This is a genomic window from Vibrio sp. 1069 (assembly GCF_033340555.1).
Genome location: NZ_JAWOWP010000036.1, coordinates 1 through 15,995, shown reverse-complemented (window position 1 = coordinate 15,995; position 15,995 = coordinate 1). Strand labels below are relative to the sequence as shown.

The window sequence follows — 15,995 nt, the reverse complement described above, 5'->3', positions numbered from 1 at the left end:
GCTACGATGATTAACTGATGTAACCGATCAGATCGTAACTTCCTGATTTAGTTCCATCGAATTACGCAACAAAGCCTATCGAAACAAGAAGACAAAGCGCCCAACGTAGAACAAAGTGAATGCCAGCCACAAACCGTGATTGCCCCAATATTGCACCGCAATAAATTGGGTCACTAAGAACAGCACCATGGTTAGAAAGGTAGAGTTACGCACTGGTCGCGTCGTCCCTGTACCGGTAAAGATGCCGTAAAACGTAAGACCAAAACCAGCAACCAACGGGAATGCCAATAACCAAGGGCTCATGTCTAGATACAGCTCAACAAGGTTTGGCAAAGTGGTAAATAACGACACCACTTGATGTCTGAACAGCACTAACAGCAAGGTCAAGACAACAACGAACGCCGCGGTCCATTGCGTGTTTAGCTTAATCACGTTATCAAGCAATGTCGGATTCTTCTGCCCTACCGCTTTACCTGCAAAGACGCTCGACGCATTCGCCACACCGTCGAACATGTAGCTGACGATAAAGGTCACTTGCATCAAGATTGCGTTCGCAGCGAGCACATCAGAACCTAGTTGAGAGCCTACACGCGCCATCATGTTGAAGAACACCAGTAGACATACTGTACGAAGCAGCAGATCTATATTGGAAGACGCAATGACTTTGAGATCTTTACGCGTCATTTTCGCGGTCTGAATGTAATCAAACAGTGGGAAGCGGCAGGTTTTCAACACCAGCACCGCACCAATAACAAATGTCGAGATTTGTGCGATAAGTGTCGCCACCGCAACGCCAGCAATGCCCATATCGAAGTACAACACAAAGACGATATCCAGCACGATGTTCAGCACGTTACCAAACACTTGTGTGAACAAGGTTTCTTTGGCTTTCGCCTGCCCCATCAACCAACCAATCACGGTGTAGTTCAGAAGTACAAATGGCGCACCAAAGATCATGATATCGAAGTAAATCTTAGCGTTTTCGGCCACGACTGCATCAGGGGAGATAATCAGCTCTGCCCCCATCCAAATCACGGACTGCAACGCAATGAAAATCAAGCCAAGGCAGAGCGAAAGCACGAAAGGACGCAATAAGCTGCTCGCTTGATCTTCTGGGCTATTTTTACCTAATGCGATTGCACTTTGCCCGGTAGTACTGACGCGGAAGAAGCCAAACAGCCAATACAAGGTATTCATGATGACGGTGCCGATCGCTACACCACCAATCATCTCAGCCACACCGAGTTTACCGATCACCGCGGTGTCCACCGCCCCCAATAATGGTTGGGTTACCGTAGAAACGATGAAAGGGAATGCGATTTTAAAATAGTCTTTATGAGTCAGGGACATCTTAAATTATGAACAGGATTAATTTTTATAAGGTCGCTATCATATGCGAATGGCGCCCGAACATGAACCAAAGTTCGCCAGCAAGGAATAGCATTGATAATTGATACAACCGGCAAACGTATCCTCATATCAAAGCTTGAAATAGAATAACGACTTATGAGAAAAGCCAAGTTAACTGCATATAAATGAGTTTCTAGTTTGGAAAGATTGGCGTTTGGTGGAGCATGGCAGATCAGAATGTATCTGCCATGTCATAACGGTAGTGATTGGTGAAAAGAGACCGTACAGATGATATTTAATGCTTGTGGGTTTCATCTGACAATGTTTAGGTCGATACCAAGCCTTATGTTCTGTAAAGCACCTTTACAACATGCCAACCGAACTTGGTTTTAACTAGATGCGGCGTTAACACTTCGCCAGAAAAGCACACTTTGTCGAATTGAGGTACCATTTGACCACGGCGGAATTCACCAAGGTCACCACCGCGTTTGCCTGACGGGCAAGTTGAATACTTCTTCGCTAATGTCTGAAACTTTGCGCCTTTTTTCAGTTGCTTGATTATGTCTTCCGCTTGCTCTTTGTGCTTCACAAGAATATGTAATGCGGCTGCTGTATTTGCCATTGATCTATCTCTCACTATTCTGGTCGCGCAAGTGTACCCAATCCTTTTTAACAGACCAAACATTTCTTAATAATAGCTCAGCGGTAAAGGCCCAAATACACGAGGAATATAAAATCGTCTACATAATGAGTTTAAAATACAAACAAGTTTTGCTCAGTTAATCACTATTCTCTAAAAGATTGTCTAAAAAGCTCACATTTGTCTCTCCGATGGTTGAAGCCTTCGTCTGATAAGATTAGATTAGACACAATTCGGTGGTATTTATAAGGTTATTTTCATGGCAAAAGTCGTTAGCAAAGCGAATCAATCTCAGGGCATGTTGATGTTTAAGCTCACCCTGCAACAGAGTTTCGCTATCGGTACGCTAAAAGTCCGTGAAATCGTCCCATACATGCCAACGACGAAGATCCCTTACTCGCATCATCACGTCATTGGAACCGTTACGATACGTAACTTAACAGTACCAGTGATCGATATGTCAGCGGCTGTTGGCTTTCGTCCTATAAGTGAAGAAGAATATAAAAGCTGCTACTTGATCGTGACAGATTGCTTGCGAACCGTGGTTGCTTTTATGGTTCGTAGTATAGAGAAGATCATTGAGTGCGATTGGAAAGCTATTGAAACGCCACCTCCGAGCGCTGGAAAAAATATTTTCGTGACTGGAATTACTCGCTACGAGGACAAAACTGTTCAAATGCTGGATGTGGAACTGCTACTTTCCAAAATTTATCCGCAGTACGAGAATTCAAAGATACCAATGCTGACAGATATTGAGCGAGAACGCCTAAAAGCACTCAGTATTCTATTGGTGGATGACTCTTCCATCGCTCGTAAACAGCTGTGTGACGCACTCGATAGCATCAATATTGGGTATCAAATCTGTAAAAATGGTTTAGATGCATTGGAACTGATGAAAAGTGACGCTGCGGCTCATCGCCCAATTGATATTCTGGTCAGCGATATTGAAATGCCCGGATTAGACGGTTATGAGTTAGCATTTGAAGTTCAGAATAATTCCTCTCTGAACCATTCATACCGCATTTTACACACATCGTTATCGAGCGAAATCTGTGTAGACAGAGCTCACCAAGTTGGCGCGCATGAGGCACTTGAGAAATTCAATGCAGGAGAACTAATCGAAGCGATGCTTCGCGGAGCAAAAGAGCTAGAAGCCAAAGCTATGACTTCTTAACTCTTATTGGACGAGTTGATTTGAGAATATAATGCAGTGCTTGTCCTACCCCTGATGCTCACATCCGCTAATTTCTCAGCTCACTTCTTTGGCATCGCGTAACTACGAGAAACGAATTCCGTCTCTTTGACTTGATGAGTATGATTAATATAAGAAGCTAGGCTGTAAAGTACATTCGCTAATAAGTTCGCGTATCGAAACAAAATAGGTGCGGGCTGCTTCTTACCTGTATGTTCAACGGCAACTAATGCTCGTACCGTTTTTTTAGCTTGGCAACGGCACAAATGCAATTGACTGGCTGCCGGGTGTCCTCCGGGTAGAACAAAGCCTTTGAAGCCACCATCAATGCGTTGCTTGAGCAAAGCATAATCGGCCTTTAACTCTTCAACTTCCGTCTCTGTAATCGCTAATTTTCCGCGAACCGAACCATTTAGATGATAAACATTAGGCTGTATTCTTGTCAGTATATCACGGCTAAACTCGTCCAACTCCATAGCGAGAACAAGGCCAATACGACTACAAAGTTCATCTGCTGTAATTTCAAAGTCACAAACCGGACTGTCCTCGTAAATAAACGGATAGCAAATCTCGCTCAATTCCTTGCTTACAGGTTTCATGCTTTTGTTCCAATATAAAAAGGGAGTCAGTATAACCTAACTCCCTTTAAACGTTCATTATGCCAAATGATCGACATTCATATGATCGGTTTACAATCAGGCACTTTCGACTTTCTTGTGACCTTCTTGAAGGTGAACAAAATCTACTAAATCATCACCAGACACTTGATACGCCTGACCAAAACCTTTAACAAATAGCCCCGATTCTGGCTTTAAGTTGAACAAAACGAAATCCTCTAGCTGGCTTAGACCATCAATAATCTCACCAAAACGCTCTTTCATTTGTCCAACAACTTGTTGCCACATCTCTGTGTCTCGCTCAACTACATTTGCTACCGCATCAAAAGTTAAGCGCTTACGAGCAAACAACTGCTTTGAAGACTCTTCATCTTCAATCATCATCAATGAAACATTTGGATTTTCTAAAAGGTTACGGGCATGACGAGCGATTTTAGAAATGAGAACGAAATAACCTTCCTGGTTTTGGACATAAGGCGCGTAGCTTACATTCGGGCGACCTTCTGCATCGACAGTTGCAAGCTGAAGTGTACGGCGCTCCTGACGGAACTCTTTGATCTCTGGCCCTAAACGACCTTGCAAACGCTCTTGTTTAACTTGTTGATCCATATTGATACCTGACTTTACTAATTAGTATTCGAGTTAAGCCTCGATTATGTTTGTGATTACTTTTTTAATTCGGCTTGTAGGGCGCGAAATGCGGTGACTTGCTCTTCAATCAACTCGCGCTTTTCGTTACGGCCTAAATAAACCTTGAAAATATTGCTTCCGCACTCTGAGAAAAAACCAAAATAGTGACTCTCTCTACCCATAAACGGTTTACTGACTAATGCGACATTTTTAACGTTATCTAATTTAAGGTGGCCGTGCAGTTCACCTTCTCTACCCATTAAATTGTAATAGCCACGCGCCACTTTTCCTTTTGGAAACGGCGCTTTAACTTCAAAGATAGAACCAAAAGAGTGGACGATGGTCGTCACCGGGCCAAAACCAACCAAACTTTCTAAGATGCTTTGCGCTTGCTCTCCTGGTGCAATAGCCACCATTTCCTGAGGTAGAGCCGCAACAACCTCAAACTCGGAAATGCCAAGACGCTCTGCCATCGCAGCTGGCAATAATTGTGGTTCTTGCTCTAGTAATACTTCAACTTGTTGCTTGATTGATTCCATTGTGTCTTCCGTTTTTGTTCAATTTGTTTTCATTAATTATTGGATGCTTTCGGTACGGTTTCGTTCATCTCTGATGTGAGTACCTGAATACAACTTTGAGCCAATGACACTGCCCAGAAGCTGCCTGCAAGAGTAAGGACTGCGCTACGTTCATGTAGCTGTACTAAGCCTTTCGCTTGCCACACTTTAAATAGAGGCAATAAAAACCCGAACGCGTCCTCTCCCATAAATGATGGAAGTTGATTTGCTTGAACAATGCCACGGTCAAACGCAGATTTGAGTGCAGAAAAAAGTGGTTCTAGAGGGCTTTGTTTCATCATCATCGCGATGGTGCTTTGACCTTCTTTGACCGCTTTAATATAGGTCTCTAGTGTGCGGTGTTGCATCATCCCGTAGCCACCGATATTACCTCCAGCACCACAGCCAATTGGCAATACCTCTGCATAAGTCTTGGCTAAACTATTGTATAAACTACGCTCGCGGTTATCGATTGCCCAATGGTTCACGCTAAGTTGCTTCATATGGTGTTTGGCCATAAAGTTCACACCGAGCTCATACATTCCCGCTTTTTCTGGTGTGGTCGCAGGTGGCGGGATTTTTCCCTTCTCTACGAGGTTGAGCATGGGAGCTGACCCACCAACCACTAACTGATACAAATCCAGTCCGTGTGCGCCAGTCGAGAGGAAATCATTTAGATCTTGCTCTAACACTTCTTTGGTTTGATAAGGTAAGCCATAGAGTAAATCGATAATGACCGGAATTTTGTCTTCTTTGGCGATCTCGCTCACTCGTTTGAGTACATCTTCCCTATCATCTAAACGTTTTGCGCTGCGGCGCACTTGTGTATTAAAACTTTGCACACCAAAAGAGAAACGATTAAACCCACCCTCTAAAGCGCCTTGATACAACTCATCAGAAAAACGATTGATGCGACCTTCTAAGGTGATTTCGCAGTCTGCAGCCAAAGGAAAGTGGTCTCGGATAGCCTGGCCTAACACACGAACCTGTACTGGAGATAAATCCGTTGGCGTTCCGCCCCCGATATATACGGCGTGAAAAATACCATTTTGTGTCCAAGGTAATGCCGCTTTCTCTCTAAGCTCCTGCATTAATGCTTCAAAGTACTCATCAACCAGTGTGCGACTTGCAGCATTTTGAAAGAAGTTACAAAAAGTGCAACGAACGCGACAAAACGGAACATGAATATAAAGACAGCGCTTATTGGTCGCTTTAATTGAGTTAGCCGTAATACTCGAAAAAATCGCCTGTTGTTGAGACGAGGGCACAGGTACGCTCGCTCCCCCGGCATGTGCAGAATGCTTCTTAACAAAAGCAAATCGCAATGGATCAGGACTATCACTGCCCAACACTGATTCATCAAGCTTATCGATATCGACGCTCATATATACTCGCTTAACTCCCATCATGTAAGGGATGGAAGCTGATCTTAAAAATTCTGCAAGAATCATAATTTGAGCGTAATGATAATGCAATTGATAATTGATCTTATTTCCATTGTAAGTAATAATCTGCCCAAGTTTTCATAGTTTCCCGAGATATTCCGTGAACGTACAAAGATATGTCATTGCAGGAGGTGCTTCCCTTGCCATCCATGCCGCACTTCTTTTTGTTTCTCAAGAGACAAAGGTGTTCGCGATGCCGGCTGGAAACCCAGCAAGTTCGGTAAGTCTAAATCTTGTGTCTGCTCCTCCAGCTGTCGAAAAATCTACACCAGAAAATGTAGCACCACCAAAAGAGCAGCAGCCTCAAGACCAACCTGAACCAGAAAAGAAGATTGTAAAAAAACAGGTCGTCAAGAAAGACGCTGTTAAGAAGAAGGTAGTAGAGAAAAAACCTGAACCGGTTAAACAATCTAAACCTAAAGCGGTCGAGCCCACCAAAACCGTAACAAAGCAAAAGGTTCAGCCCGAAGCGAAACCAAAGAAAAAAACGGAACCAGTGAAGAAAGAGACGGTAGCTCAACAATCCGCACCTGCGAGCCAATCCAAAGGGGCAACGTCTCAGCCTGTCTTGGTCGACAAACCAACGTTTGTGAGTCAACCAACACAACCCCGTTACCCAAGGTCTGCACAAAGACGCGGTATTGAAGGTGTAGCCTTGTATGAGATATGGCTAGATGAGAATGGTAACCAGATTAAACAGGTTTTGATTGAGTCTTCCGGCACAGAGTCGCTAGATGCCTCAGCACTTCGTGCGATCAAACAGTGGCAATTTACACCACATATTTCAGGTGGGCTAAAAGTCGCTCACCGAGTACAAGTACCTGTTCGTTTTAAGTTGGATGGATAATGGAACAACTACAAGAATTACAAACTCAATTTGGGCTGATGACATGGCCTTTGATCATTTGCTCAGCTCTAACCGTGATGATCATCGCCGAGCGATTATTCCATGTGTTAATTAGCCTTGGTGTAGGAAAGCGAGCCATTCGCCAAAAGCTCACAGGATTAGACCCAACAAATGGGAGCGAACTTGAAGCACTTGCTGAAGAGTTGTCGAATAAGCGGCCGCTTCTGTACCGTGGTGTTGCGATGTTGCTTGCTCATCATTCTTTCTCGAAATCTTTAAGAGAAGATGCCGCAGGTATTTGGCTGCAAGAAAAACGCCATCAGTTGCATTCCGGCCTTCGTTTGCTGACGCTGATTGGCGTCATCAGCCCTTTAATTGGCTTGCTTGGTACGGTACTTGGCTTAATTGACATGTTTAAAGGCATCGCGGTTTCAACGGGGAATATCACTCCGAATGATTTGGCTGACGGCCTAGGTCTTGCTATGCGCACCACTGCCGCGGGTCTCATTATCGCACTTCCTGCCATTTCAGGAGCGCAGATCATTGGTTTGTGGGCGGATCGTGTAATCGCCAAGCTTGAGCACACTTTAAACTACGTCAACTTATGGCTTGAAGGTATCTCGTTACAGCATGTCTCGCCAGACCACTCAAAAGTAACACTGCGCTCTTCTGAGAAGATTGAGGCAGCAACTAAATGATTAAAACACCACAAGATAATAGTCGTAACGGTTTAACCCCCGATTTAACACCGCTGTTAGACATTATTTTTATCGTCATGGTTTTCCTGATGTTAACCGCAGCGGTCAAACTCGATTCATTAGACGTCAATTTACCGAGCACAGAATCTCAGGCTGTTGCAGATGTCGATAAGCAATCCATCACGGTAAATATTCTTAAAGACGAGCCTTACTGGGCTATTAACGGCAAGACATATATCGATTGGGACAACTTTACCCTCGCGCTGTTAGAAGAGAGTAAGTCAAGCGATAAACCGATTGTAATTGGAGCAGAAAAAACCGCGAATATTCAGTCGCTAGTACAACTTCTCGGCTTTTTACAAGAAAACGGAATTCAAGCAACTCAGTTACTCACTGAAGAGCCATCATAAAAATAAGTAAGATAGAGATCCTTTCAAAATGAAGAACACACGCATCACTATTCATGCTGTTGTCACGGCAGCTATTTCCCTACTTGCGAGTAGTCAACTTTTTGCCAATGCAACGCCATCCTCAGAGCGCGTTGTTAGCGCAGGCAGCGCCGTCACTGAACTCTTGCTTGAACTCGACGCTAAAGATAGCTTGGTTGCTATCGACGTCACCAGTCAATTACCAAAAGGGATGGAACTGCCTAAAGTGGGCTACCATCGTCGTCTTTCAGCGGAGGGGTTGCTCGCCTTACGTCCGACAAAAGTCATTGGTTCTGATGAGATGGGGCCGAAAACAACATTGAGCCAATTGAAATCGGCTGGCGTAGATGTAGAAATTGTTAATACTGATGCAAATGTCGAGGGCCTTTATCAACGTATTGATCAAATTGCGAACCTTATGGAGCGCAAGGCTCAAGCTGAAAGCTTAAAGCAAGATGTCCAGGCGCAAGTACAAGCACTCAATGCAAACCAGCCTAATCAAGCAAAGAAAAAGAAAGTGCTCTTTCTGCTGATCCATGAAGGGCGACCTGCAAATGTTGCGGGCTCACAAACGACACCCGATGCAATTATTCAACTCGCCGGCGGACAAAACCCAGCCGCTACACAACTCTCGTCTTACAAGCCTCTATCCACAGAAGCGATGGTAGAGATGCAGCCTGACGTGATTATTGTTAGTGGTCGCAGCTATGAAACGTTGGGTGGTGCCGATGCAATTTTAAAAGCAATGCCGCTTCTTGCTGCAACACCCGCTGGAAAGAACAAAGACATCATAACGATTGATGGCCATGCTCTGGTAGGTGGTTTGGGCCTTAAAAGCCTTGCAGAAGCTAAACGCTTGAATGCACTGCTTTACCCATAGAGACATGACATGTTGTTAAGACGCATCCCCCTTTCAACGACGTTATCAGTGCTTAGTGGATTTTTAGCATTTATTGCTATCGCCTCTATTACCGTTGGCCCAATGAACATTAGCTTTGCTGACAGTTTGCGTAGCCTAACGGGAGGCAGTTCTGATCTCGCTCCTCACATTCAGTTGGTCATTAACGAAATCCGATTGCCTCGCACCATTTTGTGTATGTTCATCGGCGCCATTTTGGCAATTTGTGGTGTGGTTATGCAGGGCTTGTTCCGTAACCCATTAGCCGAGCCTGGTATCATTGGTGTGTCTGCTGGCGCTGCTCTTGGTGGTGCATTCGCTATTGTTGTATTTGCTGAATTTAGCCAAAACTATCCGCAACTAATGAACTTAGCGGCTCTGCCTCTTTTTGCTTTCCTTGGCGGTGCACTAACGACTATTCTCGTTTATAAACTCGGCACAAGTAAGTTTGGTACCTCAGTTACAATTATGTTGTTAGCCGGCGTTGCCATCAGCGCGCTCTCGGGGGCTGCGATTGGCTACATGAACTTTATCGCAGATGATCAGATGCTGCGAGATTTGACGCTTTGGTCGATGGGCTCATTAGCTGGTGCAAATTGGTCAGGGATTGCTCTATCTGCTATAACACTCGTCATCCTATTGCTCTGGTTTCAGAAGAAGTCGATGGCGCTGAATGCTCTGTTGTTAGGGGAATCAGAAGCAAGACACTTAGGAGTTCCGGTTCAAAAACTCAAACGTCAGCTTATTTTACTTTCTGCACTGGGTGTTGGTATTACGGTGAGCATCAGTGGTGCAATTGGATTTATTGGGCTCGTGATTCCTCACTTAGGGCGCATGCTCGCTGGGCCTGACCATCGAACGCTATTACCAATATCTGCCTTAATGGGAGCACTGCTTCTTACTGCCGCAGATATGTTTGCTCGTGTTGCCGTGGCACCAGCTGAATTACCAGTTGGAATCGTGACCGCATTGATTGGCGCGCCCTTTTTCATCTACTTATTGTTCCAGCAAAAAGGGAAGATTTTGTAATGAACCAGATCGTTTTATCGGGGAAAAACATTTCGATGACGTATGGCAACCGTGTGGTGCTCGATGACATCAACATTGATATCCGAGCTGGTGAAGTGACCGCCCTACTCGGCCCCAATGGCGCAGGTAAAAGTACTTTACTCAAGCTTCTATGCGGTGAGATCTCTTCGAATCATCACATCACCTACTTCGGTAAACAAAAGCATGATTGGGAGCCTGAAAAAAGCGCCAAACATATTGCAATGCTCCCGCAGCACAGCACCTTAACCTTCCCATTTCTAGCCAGAGAAGTAGTAGAGCTGGGGGCAATACCGCTATCACTGTCCAATAAAGAAACCACTAAACTGGCTTTACATTACATGGAACAAACCGACGTATTGCATTTAGCAGAAAGCCTGTACCCGTCTTTATCTGGTGGAGAAAAGCAACGACTGCATCTAGCACGAGTGATGACACAACTACATCAATCTGGCGAAAAACGAATCTTAATGCTTGATGAACCTACCTCAGCGTTGGATCTCGCCCACCAACACAACACGTTAAAGATTGCTCGTGAAACGGCAAAAGCACAAAACGCAGCGGTGGTTGTGGTGTTACATGACTTGAATCTAGCCTCTCAGTACGCAGACCGCCTTGTACTCTTGCATAACGGGAAACTAGTTTGTGATGACACGCCATGGAATGCACTAACGTCAGAGCGCATTGAGCAAGTTTATGGCTATCGATCTATTGTGACAAAACATCCGACGCTAGACTTCCCTCAAGTGCATGCCGCAGCATAAAGCGTATCTCCTCTAAGCCGTCTCTAAAACACTTTGATACGACAAAGGCCCGCAATATGAGAATTGCGGGCCTTTGCTTTGATAGTGGCAGAATTTGGTGCTTTAAAGGCTATTACTTGCTCATTTGGATCAATGATCGACCAATCAACCACTCAAGCTCTTTGTCACCACCCGCACCAAACTGGCTTTCAACCATTTTGTATAAGCGGTCAATACCATTAGCAGCAAATTCTTGCGCATTTTCAGCGGTGACAATGTGATGGAATAGCAGTCGTAAAATCGCGAGAAACTCAGCATCTTCCAGCGCTTTAATCCAACTTTGTGAAAATGCATTTAATCCTTTATCAAACTCTAAGTGTTCAATAAACATTTTAAAGATACGGCCATCCAGTGCGGCGGTGAAGTCCGTTTTCTTAGGGAAGTGGTGGCTAATACCGGTACGCGATATACCTGTCTGCTGGCTTAGCGTCGTGTACGACATTTTGTCGTAACCTAATCTGAGTAGCTGATCAATAACGGCATCCATGATCTTTTGGATAGTGATTTCGGTATCTTCTTTACTACGCTTTGGCATATTTTAAGCTCTTCTCTTTGTAAATCCATCTAACTCACTATTAAATGAGGCCAGAATGAAATCATTCTTAGCATTATACCCGGCTCGCCGATGCGGTTCGATTAGCGAAAACCTAGAAATCAGGTTGCTAAGCGCTGCACTTGAAAGCGCTTTGGGTATATGTATTGCGACTATTTAATATCATGTCGAGTTCCAAACCATAACGTCTTTACACTGCGTAATGTGTAATTTTCAGTTATGTTTTTGTCAATACATGCTACTCAAAATAAGGCGAAAAGTTAGTCTCATCAAAACCTTGCGCCAATTATTCATCGAAACTATTCAAAGACCAAGAATGATAATTATTAAAAATAATCAATCAAGAAATAGTCTTATAAATTAACCATTAGTTCAACTGGACTGAGCAAAATCTCGTCACTATGTTCGTTAATTGATTTTAAATGTTGATATATATCACATTAACGTTCTTGATGATTTAGTAATCCAATCTTTAACCCTTACTTAACAAGTGCCTATTCTGTTCCTTTTTTACGCAAAAGTCGTCATTTTTGTAGATACAGATCAAATACCTGATAGAATACCCTTAGTATTTACAAGAGGATTCGTTATGAGTGTCGAATTAGAAAAAAACCAAGTATGTGAGGCCTGCGGCTGTGCTGGCGAGATTGGCTTTATCATCAAAGAGGGTGACGAAGTTGCCGACGTAACGGTTTTCGCACAGACAAAAACAGAGCTAGAGTCTGAACTACAAAAATACATCGAGCTCGCTAAATCAGTATGTGCTGATGTTGAATACAATGTTTCAGAAATAACCGAAGAATCGAACCAAGCGACGGCTCGATTCAAATTTGAAGTAAGTGCTGAAAAACTTATCTTTGAATTAAAAACTCGCTCACTCGCGCGTTAATGAAAAAAGCGAGCATGATGCTCGCTTTTTATTTTTCCAATCTCTTAATCTTAAACCGCTCTAAATGAAACAGACAACTTCGGCGCGTTTATTTATCTTTTTTGAACACGACCCACTTTAACGAGCCATTGGTTTCAAAATCGTTCTCAGCGATACACATCAGTAATACGCCTTCAACATTAATCACGGCCCCTGTGGTGTAGGCTTTATCATCGTAGTAACAAATACGCTGACCTACCTTACCGTCAGCAACTATTAGCGCTTTGTTTTCTGGTGTACTGTATGATTTAGCAAAAACGGAACCCGACAGCAGTACTGCAATAACACCAGCGGTAAAAATAGATACACTTTTTAACTTCATGAAAATCTCCCTCAAACCTCAATAATACTAACAAGGACCTTTGTGAAGTTCTTGGAAGAATCTCATATTATTCAAATATCTACTGATATTTTTCTCACCTCTACACTTGGGTCTGCTTCACATTCAATCATTTAATTTATCTCATTTTAGTAAGCTTGAAGTTACTTAGCGCAGTAAAGAAGCGCACACTTTTAGCGTGCATCTCTAATTTGAATATTTAAGTTATGAATCAAAAACTGTGAGCAAAAAATGCATAATAGGTTTATTTAAGTATAAGATAAGCACCTGTTGATCTCGGTATTTAACTAACTCTTTGACTATGCGTTTTGTTTCCCTATGCCTTACTTCAATCCTACTCTGCTCATCTCCTTTGGCATATGAGCTAGATTACTATTCTAAGTTTGGTCACATCGATAATTACGGCAATCTTGATCTTAGAAACAAGCCTTACACCCAACTACCCTCTGGCCTAGTGGTAAAGGGCAACTTAAACATCTCACAAACCCCTATCAAAACCTTGCCTAAAGGGCTTGATGTTGAAGGCAGTCTGGAAGCAACTAACAGCGCACTCAAAGTTATTCGCTCAGGAACAAAGATAAAAGGCTATGCAAACCTACTAGGTAGTAAGATCGAAAACTGGCCTAAAGGCATCAAACTAGGCGGTTACCTAAATCTGACAGATACACCGTTAAAAGCGCTTCCAGCTAAACTTCGAGTAAAAGGTGATCTAAGTGTTATTCGCACTCCCATTTCTGATCTTCCTGAAGGATTGGTGGTTGATGGTAATCTCTATATTGGAGGATCAGCGCTGAAAGTATTTCCAGACACAATGACGGTGAAAGGGAATATCTATTTAGGTGGTAACAGGATCACAAAATGGCCCAGCAATTTAACCCTTGGTGGTGCCGTCGCACCTTAAAGAGCAGATAAACAAAAGCCCCGGCAGACCGAGGCTTTAAGGCATTCTGAATCAACGAGTTCAGTGACGAAGATTACTCTTGGTTATTCACAGGATTAGCATAGCTCGCCACCAAATAAGGTCTTGCGCCTTCAGGTAGCTGATCCAACTTATCCGCGAGATGACGCTTAACCGCTTCCGTAATGATGCTCGAATCTTCATGCCCAGCAGCTAACAAGTTGATTGGGTACAACTTGTAGTTGTTGTGAATTTGGCGGTCGATTTCACCAGCAAGAGATTCCGGCGTTTCAAACTCTTGCTCAATCACATCACCAAACGCAACATGTACACGGCCTTTATAGCCAACGATACCTTGAATGATACTTTCGATATCTTCAAATTCGCCTTTTTCATAGCGGCCATTTTCTGCTTTTTCGTACAGCTCTTTTGCTTTGGCAATGTCACATGGATCATTTTCATAGGCAATCGAGACTGGAACGATTTTCAGAGAACGCGTGTACTCACCAAAGCTGATCTTTTGTTTACGACCTTCAACATGGAACATTTTTAAAATCGCAGGATCAGTAAAGTCGTTTCCATCTTTAGCACGACCTTCCTTTTGGGCAATCCAAATTGAATTGCCAGTATCAAGCGAATGTTTGATATAGCTTGACAATTGTCCCAATGCTTTCATCATTTCTCTAGGCGCTTTAGCAGAGCGCTTAACGATGAAGCTCTTATTGAGTCGCATCAATTCTGTCGCACATGGCTTCTTCAGCAGGTTATCGCCAATCGCTATACGAACTGTACGGTGCCCACTTTGGTACAAGCCATAATTTACGAGCGCAGGGTCCATCGCAATATCACGGTGGTTAGAAACGAATAGGTATGACGTGTTTTTATCCAGCTTATCCAAACCAGAAAAAGTGACGCCATCCGTTGTCTTATTCAATGTATCTTTCAGATACTTCTTCACTTCAATCTGAATTGCTTCGACAGAATCAAGCTTGCTCCACTTAGCTTTCAGGTAGATACGCAGGATCGGGCTCATTAGCGTTTTGAACCACGCTGCTTTATTAGCAAAGCGATGTTCTAGGATAGCAGTGATAAATTCATCATCTTGGATTAGACGATCCAGCGCTGCTGGAATTTCTTCGTCGTTGTAAGGACGAATTTCAATATAAGGATCGGTATTGGCTGTCATTGTTCATTACATATCAAAAAAAGCTGGCACATTTTACGCATAGTTTTGCTGACAAGCAGCATTTCAACCCATACTTTTAACATGGTCATACCAGTTAAGCCACCATTTATCATGCTAAAAAATTCTCTCAGCAGGTTGGAATCGTATGGGTTTAACGTTACCCTTAGCGCCAAAAAACACTGGTACTCATAATGAACTACGCAATTGAATTTCACGACGCTAAATACCCCTTTCTTGATGTAGCTGCGCGTAAAAAAGCACTGAAGCACAGTCTACTATCTGTCATCGAAGGGTTAGCCGTCATTAAATTGGGTAAGCAGGAGTATGCCATTGAACCAGGCCAATATTTTTGGATTCCTCAAGGATGTTTGAGCTCCCTCACCTTTTTACCTAATTCTCGTGTATATCGTTGTGATTTTTCTGTGCGTTTAAATGACGAGTTCTCACAACAGGCGGGCTTTGTGAAGCCTTCACCGCTACTAAAAGCGCTCGTCGAGAAGCTAGCAACAACAGCCGAACGCTCGGATCTGCAAACCGATCTACTGACAGTAGTAAGACATGAAGTATTGACGCTGTCTCCTAAACTAGCGCACTCAACGTTAACAAGAGCCATCAATCAGTGGACTCCTGGCTGTGACATGAATATTTCTAAAGAGCTTTGCTTGGTACTAACACTACGTGAAGCAAGAAAAATGAAACTGTCGGGGAAGAAGGAAGAGCAAATTGTTGACTCTCTTTTTGCTGGTAACACCGAAGAATATGAACAGCTTTGCTTTTTAGTCTTTGGAGAAGCGCTATAACTGCTCTTCAACAAGCTACGTGTTCAGCATTACGTAGAATTACGGACACAGAAAGTAGATTTGACCCGTCCTGATATGGGTTGACACTTTTTAACTAAAACGCTCGATGTACTTCATCGGGCGTTTTGTATTTTAAAG

The 15,995-nt window shown here is 43.4% G+C and carries 19 protein-coding genes; 10 read left to right on the top strand and 9 right to left on the bottom strand.

Annotated elements, in window-relative coordinates:
• Window positions 1–75: 75 nt before the first annotated feature.
• The gene (locus R7040_RS23970) at window positions 76–1,350 is read right to left on the bottom strand and encodes an MATE family efflux transporter (RefSeq protein ID WP_318097229.1); all 1,275 of its coding nucleotides are present in this window, start codon (window positions 1,348–1,350) and stop codon (window positions 76–78) included.
• 343 nt (window positions 1,351–1,693) lie between these two features.
• Complete coding sequence (gene ppiC / locus R7040_RS23965; protein WP_080276970.1) at window positions 1,694–2,035, bottom strand: peptidylprolyl isomerase PpiC; 342 nt, start codon at window positions 2,033–2,035, stop codon at window positions 1,694–1,696.
• Between the two features lie 214 nt (window positions 2,036–2,249).
• On the opposite strand from ppiC, the gene R7040_RS23960 reads away from it, so the two are divergent.
• A complete protein-coding gene (locus R7040_RS23960) occupies window positions 2,250–3,164 on the top strand; it encodes a chemotaxis protein (RefSeq protein WP_005385059.1) in 915 nt (304 codons plus the stop codon).
• An 80-nt stretch (window positions 3,165–3,244) separates the two neighbouring features.
• On the opposite strand, the gene R7040_RS23955 is transcribed toward R7040_RS23960, so the two are convergent.
• The 4 genes from R7040_RS23955 to hutW all read right to left on the bottom strand — a co-directional run bounded on the left by R7040_RS23955 (window position 3,245) and on the right by hutW (window position 6,371).
• Window positions 3,245–3,781 (bottom strand): ATP:cob(I)alamin adenosyltransferase, encoded by a 537-nt coding sequence (locus R7040_RS23955; RefSeq protein ID WP_042521559.1) that lies wholly within the window; start codon window positions 3,779–3,781, stop codon window positions 3,245–3,247.
• A 96-nt stretch (window positions 3,782–3,877) separates the two neighbouring features.
• Complete coding sequence (gene hutZ / locus R7040_RS23950) at window positions 3,878–4,408, bottom strand: heme utilization protein HutZ (RefSeq protein WP_005375331.1); 531 nt, start codon at window positions 4,406–4,408, stop codon at window positions 3,878–3,880.
• Window positions 4,409–4,464: 56 nt separating this feature from the next.
• On the bottom strand, window positions 4,465–4,968 hold the full coding sequence (hutX, locus tag R7040_RS23945) for a heme utilization cystosolic carrier protein HutX (protein WP_005385051.1): 504 nt from the start codon (window positions 4,966–4,968) through the stop codon (window positions 4,465–4,467).
• Window positions 4,969–5,000: 32 nt separating this feature from the next.
• A complete protein-coding gene (gene hutW, locus R7040_RS23940) occupies window positions 5,001–6,371 on the bottom strand; it encodes a heme anaerobic degradation radical SAM methyltransferase ChuW/HutW (RefSeq protein WP_064354555.1) in 1,371 nt (456 codons plus the stop codon).
• A gap of 160 nt (window positions 6,372–6,531) precedes the next feature.
• Here hutW and R7040_RS23935 point away from each other — a divergent pair, with 160 nt between their 5' ends.
• From R7040_RS23935 to R7040_RS23910, 6 genes are read left to right on the top strand one after another with little or no spacing between them, the layout of a single operon-like run.
• The gene (locus R7040_RS23935) at window positions 6,532–7,278 is read left to right on the top strand and encodes an energy transducer TonB (RefSeq protein ID WP_064354554.1); all 747 of its coding nucleotides are present in this window, start codon (window positions 6,532–6,534) and stop codon (window positions 7,276–7,278) included.
• Window positions 7,278–7,976 (top strand): MotA/TolQ/ExbB proton channel family protein, encoded by a 699-nt coding sequence (locus R7040_RS23930; protein WP_005375324.1) that lies wholly within the window; start codon window positions 7,278–7,280, stop codon window positions 7,974–7,976. The genes R7040_RS23935 and R7040_RS23930 overlap by 1 nt, the downstream gene beginning before the upstream one ends.
• Window positions 7,973–8,386 (top strand): ExbD/TolR family protein, encoded by a 414-nt coding sequence (locus R7040_RS23925; protein ID WP_053350535.1) that lies wholly within the window; start codon window positions 7,973–7,975, stop codon window positions 8,384–8,386. Before R7040_RS23930 ends, R7040_RS23925 begins: the two co-directional genes overlap by 4 nt.
• Window positions 8,387–8,414: 28 nt before the next feature.
• Window positions 8,415–9,284 (top strand): helical backbone metal receptor, encoded by an 870-nt coding sequence (locus R7040_RS23920; RefSeq protein ID WP_318081389.1) that lies wholly within the window; start codon window positions 8,415–8,417, stop codon window positions 9,282–9,284.
• A 9-nt stretch (window positions 9,285–9,293) separates the two neighbouring features.
• Window positions 9,294–10,331 (top strand): FecCD family ABC transporter permease, encoded by a 1,038-nt coding sequence (locus R7040_RS23915; RefSeq protein WP_053350537.1) that lies wholly within the window; start codon window positions 9,294–9,296, stop codon window positions 10,329–10,331.
• Window positions 10,331–11,113: a heme ABC transporter ATP-binding protein gene (locus R7040_RS23910; RefSeq protein ID WP_005385036.1), complete on the top strand. Its 783-nt coding sequence runs from the start codon at window positions 10,331–10,333 to the stop codon at window positions 11,111–11,113. Before R7040_RS23915 ends, R7040_RS23910 begins: the two co-directional genes overlap by 1 nt.
• Window positions 11,114–11,225: 112 nt before the next feature.
• Here the strand turns inward: R7040_RS23910 and R7040_RS23905 are convergent, their stop codons facing one another.
• Complete coding sequence (locus R7040_RS23905; RefSeq protein ID WP_005385033.1) at window positions 11,226–11,687, bottom strand: TetR/AcrR family transcriptional regulator; 462 nt, start codon at window positions 11,685–11,687, stop codon at window positions 11,226–11,228.
• A 607-nt stretch (window positions 11,688–12,294) separates the two neighbouring features.
• Between R7040_RS23905 and R7040_RS23900 the strand changes: the two genes are divergently transcribed.
• A complete protein-coding gene (locus R7040_RS23900) occupies window positions 12,295–12,594 on the top strand; it encodes a YfcZ/YiiS family protein (RefSeq protein WP_005375307.1) in 300 nt (99 codons plus the stop codon).
• 88 nt (window positions 12,595–12,682) lie between these two features.
• On the opposite strand, the gene R7040_RS23895 is transcribed toward R7040_RS23900, so the two are convergent.
• Window positions 12,683–12,955 carry a YnjH family protein gene (locus tag R7040_RS23895; RefSeq protein ID WP_167415898.1) on the bottom strand — a complete coding sequence of 91 codons (273 nt, stop codon included), beginning with the start codon at window positions 12,953–12,955 and terminating at the stop codon, window positions 12,683–12,685.
• A gap of 319 nt (window positions 12,956–13,274) precedes the next feature.
• Here R7040_RS23895 and R7040_RS23890 point away from each other — a divergent pair, with 319 nt between their 5' ends.
• On the top strand, window positions 13,275–13,874 hold the full coding sequence (locus R7040_RS23890; protein ID WP_005375305.1) for a hypothetical protein: 600 nt from the start codon (window positions 13,275–13,277) through the stop codon (window positions 13,872–13,874).
• A 73-nt stretch (window positions 13,875–13,947) separates the two neighbouring features.
• Here R7040_RS23890 and R7040_RS23885 read toward each other — a convergent pair whose 3' ends face one another.
• The gene (locus R7040_RS23885; RefSeq protein ID WP_005385027.1) at window positions 13,948–15,057 is read right to left on the bottom strand and encodes a 1-acyl-sn-glycerol-3-phosphate acyltransferase; all 1,110 of its coding nucleotides are present in this window, start codon (window positions 15,055–15,057) and stop codon (window positions 13,948–13,950) included.
• Between the two features lie 191 nt (window positions 15,058–15,248).
• On the opposite strand from R7040_RS23885, the gene R7040_RS23880 reads away from it, so the two are divergent.
• Window positions 15,249–15,857, top strand: coding sequence for a hypothetical protein (locus R7040_RS23880; protein ID WP_064354553.1), 609 nt, complete (start codon window positions 15,249–15,251; stop codon window positions 15,855–15,857).
• The last annotated feature ends 138 nt before the right edge of the window (window positions 15,858–15,995 follow it).

Excerpts from the sequence above, each read along its gene's own strand:
- hutX (WP_005385051.1), bottom strand. The coding sequence starts at position 4,968 with ATGGAATCAATCAAGCAACAAGTTGAAGTATTACTAGAGCAAGAACCA.
- R7040_RS23970 (WP_318097229.1), bottom strand. The coding sequence starts at position 1,350 with ATGTCCCTGACTCATAAAGACTATTTTAAAATCGCATTCCCTTTCATC.
- R7040_RS23920 (WP_318081389.1), top strand. The coding sequence starts at position 8,415 with ATGAAGAACACACGCATCACTATTCATGCTGTTGTCACGGCAGCTATT.
- R7040_RS23910 (WP_005385036.1), top strand. The coding sequence starts at position 10,331 with ATGAACCAGATCGTTTTATCGGGGAAAAACATTTCGATGACGTATGGC.
- R7040_RS23905 (WP_005385033.1), bottom strand. The coding sequence starts at position 11,687 with ATGCCAAAGCGTAGTAAAGAAGATACCGAAATCACTATCCAAAAGATC.
- R7040_RS23885 (WP_005385027.1), bottom strand. The coding sequence starts at position 15,057 with ATGACAGCCAATACCGATCCTTATATTGAAATTCGTCCTTACAACGAC.
- R7040_RS23880 (WP_064354553.1), top strand. The coding sequence starts at position 15,249 with ATGAACTACGCAATTGAATTTCACGACGCTAAATACCCCTTTCTTGAT.
- R7040_RS23890 (WP_005375305.1), top strand. The coding sequence starts at position 13,275 with ATGCGTTTTGTTTCCCTATGCCTTACTTCAATCCTACTCTGCTCATCT.
- hutW (WP_064354555.1), bottom strand. The coding sequence starts at position 6,371 with ATGAGCGTCGATATCGATAAGCTTGATGAATCAGTGTTGGGCAGTGAT.
- ppiC (WP_080276970.1), bottom strand. The coding sequence starts at position 2,035 with ATGTTTGGTCTGTTAAAAAGGATTGGGTACACTTGCGCGACCAGAATA.
- R7040_RS23895 (WP_167415898.1), bottom strand. The coding sequence starts at position 12,955 with ATGAAGTTAAAAAGTGTATCTATTTTTACCGCTGGTGTTATTGCAGTA.
- R7040_RS23915 (WP_053350537.1), top strand. The coding sequence starts at position 9,294 with ATGTTGTTAAGACGCATCCCCCTTTCAACGACGTTATCAGTGCTTAGT.
- R7040_RS23925 (WP_053350535.1), top strand. The coding sequence starts at position 7,973 with ATGATTAAAACACCACAAGATAATAGTCGTAACGGTTTAACCCCCGAT.
- hutZ (WP_005375331.1), bottom strand. The coding sequence starts at position 4,408 with ATGGATCAACAAGTTAAACAAGAGCGTTTGCAAGGTCGTTTAGGGCCA.
- R7040_RS23955 (WP_042521559.1), bottom strand. The coding sequence starts at position 3,781 with ATGAAACCTGTAAGCAAGGAATTGAGCGAGATTTGCTATCCGTTTATT.
- R7040_RS23900 (WP_005375307.1), top strand. The coding sequence starts at position 12,295 with ATGAGTGTCGAATTAGAAAAAAACCAAGTATGTGAGGCCTGCGGCTGT.
- R7040_RS23930 (WP_005375324.1), top strand. The coding sequence starts at position 7,278 with ATGGAACAACTACAAGAATTACAAACTCAATTTGGGCTGATGACATGG.
- R7040_RS23960 (WP_005385059.1), top strand. The coding sequence starts at position 2,250 with ATGGCAAAAGTCGTTAGCAAAGCGAATCAATCTCAGGGCATGTTGATG.